Source organism: Streptococcus sp. SPS1, from assembly GCF_030439915.1.
Taxonomy (GTDB): domain Bacteria; phylum Bacillota; class Bacilli; order Lactobacillales; family Streptococcaceae; genus Streptococcus.
Map to the genome: position 1 here is coordinate 1 of NZ_JAQFJG010000026.1, position 5,686 is coordinate 5,686.

The 5,686-nt window shown below is 35.7% G+C and carries 5 protein-coding genes, 11 tRNA genes, 2 rRNA genes and 2 pseudogenes; 6 read left to right on the top strand and 14 right to left on the bottom strand.

The annotated features are described in order from the left end of the window. Positions 1-111: 111 nt before the first annotated feature. From PCY12_RS10135 to PCY12_RS10160, 6 genes and pseudogenes are all read left to right on the top strand, one after another. Positions 112-543, top strand: a pseudogene (locus tag PCY12_RS10135) (Rep protein); the annotation flags it as partial. Positions 544-556: 13 nt separating this feature from the next. Then, entirely contained in the window at positions 557-760 is a 204-nt protein-coding gene (locus tag PCY12_RS10140) for a DUF3173 domain-containing protein (protein WP_301352808.1), read from the top strand. 3 nt (positions 761-763) lie between these two features. Beyond that, positions 764-1,897, top strand: a complete 1,134-nt coding sequence (locus PCY12_RS10145) for a site-specific integrase (protein WP_301352810.1) — start codon at positions 764-766, stop codon at positions 1,895-1,897. 40 nt (positions 1,898-1,937) lie between these two features. Further along, positions 1,938-2,375: a GTP pyrophosphokinase gene (locus PCY12_RS10150; protein WP_301352812.1), complete on the top strand. Its 438-nt coding sequence runs from the start codon at positions 1,938-1,940 to the stop codon at positions 2,373-2,375. Positions 2,376-2,589: 214 nt separating this feature from the next. Beyond that, positions 2,590-2,826, top strand: coding sequence for a type II toxin-antitoxin system RelB family antitoxin (gene relB, locus PCY12_RS10155; RefSeq protein WP_301352814.1), 237 nt, complete (start codon positions 2,590-2,592; stop codon positions 2,824-2,826). A gap of 91 nt (positions 2,827-2,917) precedes the next feature. Continuing rightward, positions 2,918-3,264 (top strand): annotated as a pseudogene (locus PCY12_RS10160) (metallophosphoesterase); the annotation flags it as partial. A gap of 166 nt (positions 3,265-3,430) precedes the next feature. Here the strand turns inward: PCY12_RS10160 and PCY12_RS10165 are convergent. The 14 genes from PCY12_RS10165 to PCY12_RS10230 form a co-directional block, all read right to left on the bottom strand. Beyond that, complete coding sequence (locus tag PCY12_RS10165) at positions 3,431-4,045, bottom strand: hypothetical protein (RefSeq protein ID WP_301352816.1); 615 nt, start codon at positions 4,043-4,045, stop codon at positions 3,431-3,433. Between the two features lie 180 nt (positions 4,046-4,225). Continuing rightward, positions 4,226-4,309: transfer RNA gene (locus tag PCY12_RS10170), tRNA-Leu, on the bottom strand. Positions 4,310-4,318: 9 nt separating this feature from the next. After that, a tRNA-Gln gene (locus tag PCY12_RS10175) sits at positions 4,319-4,390 on the bottom strand. 13 nt (positions 4,391-4,403) lie between these two features. Beyond that, positions 4,404-4,476, bottom strand: a tRNA-His gene (locus tag PCY12_RS10180). A gap of 14 nt (positions 4,477-4,490) precedes the next feature. Then, a tRNA-Trp gene (locus PCY12_RS10185) sits at positions 4,491-4,561 on the bottom strand. Positions 4,562-4,565: 4 nt separating this feature from the next. Beyond that, positions 4,566-4,646, bottom strand: a tRNA-Tyr gene (locus PCY12_RS10190). Positions 4,647-4,658: 12 nt separating this feature from the next. Beyond that, a tRNA-Phe gene (locus PCY12_RS10195) sits at positions 4,659-4,731 on the bottom strand. Between the two features lie 3 nt (positions 4,732-4,734). Continuing rightward, a tRNA-Met gene (locus PCY12_RS10200) sits at positions 4,735-4,808 on the bottom strand. Positions 4,809-4,818: 10 nt separating this feature from the next. Next, a tRNA-Ser gene (locus PCY12_RS10205) sits at positions 4,819-4,908 on the bottom strand. Between the two features lie 87 nt (positions 4,909-4,995). Next, positions 4,996-5,069: transfer RNA gene (locus PCY12_RS10210), tRNA-Ile, on the bottom strand. Positions 5,070-5,103: 34 nt separating this feature from the next. Further along, positions 5,104-5,174 (bottom strand) — tRNA-Gly (locus PCY12_RS10215). A 5-nt stretch (positions 5,175-5,179) separates the two neighbouring features. Continuing rightward, positions 5,180-5,252: transfer RNA gene (locus PCY12_RS10220), tRNA-Val, on the bottom strand. Positions 5,253-5,256: 4 nt separating this feature from the next. Then, positions 5,257-5,372, bottom strand: a 5S ribosomal RNA gene (gene rrf, locus PCY12_RS10225). A gap of 76 nt (positions 5,373-5,448) precedes the next feature. Next, positions 5,449-5,686 (bottom strand): 23S ribosomal RNA (locus PCY12_RS10230); the annotation flags it as partial.

The window sequence follows — 5,686 nt, forward strand, 5'->3', positions numbered from 1 at the left end:
CTTATCAAAAAGAAAAGGCGATAGGACTGAGGAAACAGTTCTAACGCCCAAACTAAAAAAATTTCAATTACAGTATAGCACAGGAAGTGATTTTTTGCGCTTTTTTACTGTCTTTTTTCAAATAAAAGCCAATTAAAATATATTGCAGTATTAGAAAAGCAAAAACGTGGAGCATGGCATGCTCATATTCTACTTTTCAGTGTTCCCTATATTCCACATAAGCAATTATTAGAACTTTGGGGGCATGGTGCAGTATGGATAAATAAAGTTGACGTCGACAGCAAAGAAAATCGCGGTCGATATGTCACAAAGTATTTTGAAAAAGGTATTGGACAAGAATTGTTGGAAAACTTCGGAAAGCAAGCCTATTTTTCATCACGCAACTTGAAAAAGCCTGATGAAGATAAATTTTACACTTATGAAGATTTTAACTATGATAGTTCAGTCGTGCTATATGAAACGGAATACACTAGTAAGATCTATAAAGACGGTCAGTATTTCGATAATCATGTAAAGTACAAGAAAATAAGACTAGATGAATAAAGGAGTAAGTCACATGATAGCAACTGTTACTAAGAATGACCTAATTGCCCTCGGTTTCTCTGAGGGAACATCTAAACGTATTATCCGCCAAGGGAAAGAGCTACTGATAACCCGAGGCTTTACAGTCTATCAGAACAAGCGAATTGGTACTATACCTGCTACTATTGCTACCGAATTACTCGGTTTTGATGTTCAAAGCAGTACCCTCAAGGAGTAAAATATGGCAATTAGAAAAGGTAAAGACGGTAATTGGGTAGTTGATATTAGCAACGGTTTTGACCCAATAACACTAAAGCAACGTAGACTTGTCAGAAAGGGCTATAAGACGAAAAAAGAAGCTATTGAAGCGGAACACTACTTACGAAGTGTAGAGTTAAAAGAACGCTTCTATGGAGCTAAAATAACTATCCCCATACTATATGAACTACTTAAGGAAGAAGATAGCATAAATCATCGAAAAGCAAGCTATATCAATACACAAGATAATAATTACAACAAACACATCAAAGATTATTTTTCTATGGTCGATAATGTCGGAAAATTGACCTATGATGACATCTACCAGTTTAGAGAACATCTTAGGAAAAAAGCGGCTAAAAATTCAGATAGACCGTTAAGCACAAATACTATTAACAAAATCATGATTTTACTCAAAAAAATTTTTGATGTTGGTTTGCGAAAAGGCTATTACTCCTCCAATCCAGCAAAATTGATAAAAAAGTTGCCAATTGAAAAAACAAAAATGCAATTTTGGACAGTCAAAGAATTTCAGAAGTTTTTGACACTATTTGAACCCGAAGAATACAATATCAAACTACTCTTTACTGTTCTATTCTTTACAGGATTAAGACTTGGGGAAGCTCTTGCCCTAACATGGCAAGACATCGACTTTTCAAGTAATACAATTCATATCACGAAATCTGTCTATGTTAATAAAGGAGTAACTCATATCAGCACAACAAAAACTAAAGCAGGAACAAGAAGAATTGTCATCAATAAAAAATTAAGCCAAGAATTACAAGATTGGGAAAAGCAACAAAAACATCTATTAGAGCAATTTACCAACAATAGCCTAACATTACAAGTGTTTCAAAATAATCCTATCACAATTACAAAAAATGCAGTTGAAAAACAATATAAGAAAATACTTGAACGTGATAGCACACTAAAACAGATACGCATACACGATTTTAGGCACTCACACGCTTCCCTGCTGATTAACCAAGGGGAAGATTATCTAGTTGTAAAAGAGCGACTAGGACATGCTTCTATAACAACCACGATTGATACCTACTCTCACTTGTACCCAAGTAAGCAAAAGGATTTAGCTGATAAACTAGATGATTTACTATAAAGTAATTGAGTTTTATAAATGGAAAGTTTATAATTAAATCATGGATACATCACAAGCAATAAAAGCACATGAAGTAGCTAAAAAAGCACACTTTGGACAAATTGATAGAGCAGGAATTGACTACATTAAACACCCTGAAACAGGAGCTAGTTTTGTTGCAACTGATGAAGAGAAAGCTGTCGCCTATCTACATGATGTAATTGAAGATACTTCACTAACCCTACTAGACCTAAAAAAGGAAGGTTTTTCAAAAAACATTATAGAAGCCGTCGATATACTTACAAAGAAAAAAGGACAAGATTATCAATCTTATCTCAATCTAGTAAAGACAAATGAACTCGCTAGAGTTGTAAAGTTGGCGGATTTACGGCATAATTCAGATTTAAGCAGACTACCATTAATTACTGAAAAAGACTTAGAGAGAAATAAGAAATACAGTTCTGCTATTAGATTTTTAAAAACAAAGAAAAAAAGTTAGTAACTAAACTATAAAAATTTATAAAGAGAAAACAAAAGACAAGGCTTATAAACTTTGTCTTTATTACTATACTGGCGGTCGGTCTCGAACTGGCACATCCTTGCGATACTACAATTTTATTAAAATAAATAACTATAAAAAGTGAAATTTTTTATTGAGAAACTTTTAGACTAGGAGTATAATGTATCTAAAATAACTATTAGGTGGCTGTTATATGAATAATGATGTTACTACACTAATTTCTGTTCAATTTAGTCAAGAGTTAAATTCTTTATTAAATGCTATTGTTGAAGAAAATAATACAACCAAGACTGACTTTATTAGACAAGCTGTTATAGAGAAAATTGAAGATATGTATGATATTAAGGTCGCTGATGCAGCTTATAAAAAATGGGTTGAATGTGGTAAAAAAACTATCTCACATGAAGAAATGATGAGACGCTATGGCTAAAATATACGCAATATCTGATATACATGGGCACTACAATGAGTTTATTAAATCTCTCAATAAAATAGATTTATCTGATAAACAAAGTTGACTTATCTTACTTGGAGACTATATTGATTACGGTTCTCAATCTTTTCAAATCATTTCTAAAATAATTGAACTTGAAAAAATTTACCCAAAACAAATTATTACACTTATTGGAAATCATGAAGAAAGGTTTTATGATTGGTTTAATTTAAATCAGCCTACTGCTTCAGCATTTCTAGAAACAATAAAGAGTTTCTTCTCTCCAGAGGAATTGGAATATATATTAAAATCAAATCTTAACAACTTTGAAACAGGTGTTAGAAATGAAATAAAAAATAATATCAAGTTCATCCCATTCATAAACTTGTTAAAAAACGATATAGAGATAAACGCTATTATTATGAAACTAATAGTTAAATCTTTGTTCATGCAGGCATTGATGAAGAGGATGGTAAAAACTCAATTACAGGAGAGAAGGAAGTAAATCTTCTCACAATAAAACGCATAATATCAGGTTGTTCAATACTTGATACTATGCGTTTTTCTGATTTTAAACACTTTATTCCCAAATCTCTTTAAGTTAAATAAAATGTGAAGCCAACGGATTAGATAAACTAACAAAAAAAGTGTTCTTCTTATTAGTAAAATCAACACAATAAAAGAAAATACAATCGTCATCTATTGAAAGCTTAACTTTGTATGGTAGCAATCCATAGAAACTGATAATATTTCTGATATAAGACATTGCCGAAAACAAGAAAATTTCATCAGCAAATTCTATACCTAAAATTTGATTTTGTTCAAGCAAATAATCACTCCATAATGTAAAATCAAATTTATCATTTTCTATGTAAAAATCATTTATTGATTTAACATTATTAGGATTTACTTTTAACAACCCATTCAACACTGTAGATTTATCAACTGTGTCAAAAAACAAGTTTGAAATTTTTCCATTACTTATTAGTATCTCAGCTCTTCTTTTAAAAGTAGCATATCTATAACTAGAGCCTTTAGTTAAAACTCTAAGATATTCATTAATAGTATTATTCATTAAAGTGGGATACTTTATTTTAAAAAAGTCGGTCTTTGAAAGTGGAAGCTTAAAGTGGTCGTCTAAAAAATCATATTTTGGTTTCCACTCATTAACAACTGCGTCACAGATAACCTTAACAAGAATTGGACTAAGTAACATTGAGTTTTCCTCCTAGAATATTTTTGTACATTTGGATTAAGTATTTTGTACACTATAATTCTATCAGATTAAACTCAAACCGTCAAGAGAAAAATTAGTAATTTTTAGTAACTAAACAAGAGTTGCCACTACCAAGAAAAAAAGACAAGGTTTTAGGACCTTGTCTTTAATACTATACTATACCGGCGGCCGGGGTCGAACCGGCACGTCCTTGCGGACACTGGATTTTGAGTCCAGCGCGTCTGCCAATTCCGCCACGCCGGCAAATAGTAACTGGGGTAGCTGGATTCGAACCAACGCATGAGGGAGTCAAAGTCCCTTGCCTTACCGCTTGGCTATACCCCAATAATATAAAATAGGCGAGTGATGGGGATCGAACCCACGCATGCCAGAGCCACAATCTGGTGTGTTAACCACTTCACCACACCCGCCATAATTCTATTAACACGGGCAGTAGGAATTGAACCCACACTGAAGGTTTTGGAGACCTTAGTTCTACCTTTAAACTATGCCCGTAAAATGGAAGGGGAGGGATTCGAACCCCCGAACCCGAAGGAGCGGATTTACAGTCCGCCGCGTTTAGCCTCTTCGCTACCCTTCCAAAATATATAAATGGCGCGAGACGGAATCGAACCGCCGACACATGGAGCTTCAATCCATTGCTCTACCAACTGAGCTACCGAGCCTTATTGCGGGAGCAGGATTTGAACCTACGACCTTCGGGTTATGAGCCCGACGAGCTACCGAGCTGCTCCATCCCGCGTTAATATAAAAGGAGGATGTGGGATTCGAACCCACGCACGCTTTTACACGCCTGACGGTTTTCAAGACCGTTCCCTTCAGCCGGACTTGGGTAATCCTCCAAAATAGTTTATACGGGAACAAACCCGTGTCCTCTTAGTGAAGTGAAAAGATAATATTTCAATTCTCTAGTAATGGACTAAACACTATGGGCACGAGTGGACTCGAACCACCGACCTCACGCTTATCAGGCGTGCGCTCTAACCACCTGAGCTACGCGCCCAAGTTAAAAACTTGGTACAAAGAACAAAGTTCAAAGCGGGTGACGAGAATCGAACTCGCGACAACAGCTTGGAAGGCTGTAGTTTTACCACTAAACTACACCCGCTAAAATGGGAGTTAACGGGATCGAACCGCTGACCCTCTGCTTGTAAGGCAGATGCTCTCCCAGCTGAGCTAAACTCCCTAGAGCTAAGCGACTTCCATATCTCACAGGGGGCAACCCCCAACTACTTCCGGCGTTCTAGGGCTTAACTTCTGTGTTCGGCATGGGTACAGGTGTATCTCCTAGGCTATCGTCACTTAACTCTGAGTAATACCTACTCAAAATTGAATATCTATTCAAACCAAGAAAACCGTTTGCTTTCATATTCTCAGTTACTTTGGATAAGTCCTCGAGCTATTAGTATTAGTCCGCTACATGTGTCGCCACACTTCCACTTCTAACCTATCTACCTGATCATCTCTCAGGGCTCTTACTGATATATAATCACGGGAAATCTCATCTTGAGGTGGGTTTCACACTTAGATGCTTTCAGCGTTTATCCCTTCCCTACATAGCTACCCAGCGATGCCTTTGGCAAGACAACTGGTACACCAGCGGTAAGTCCACTCTGGTCC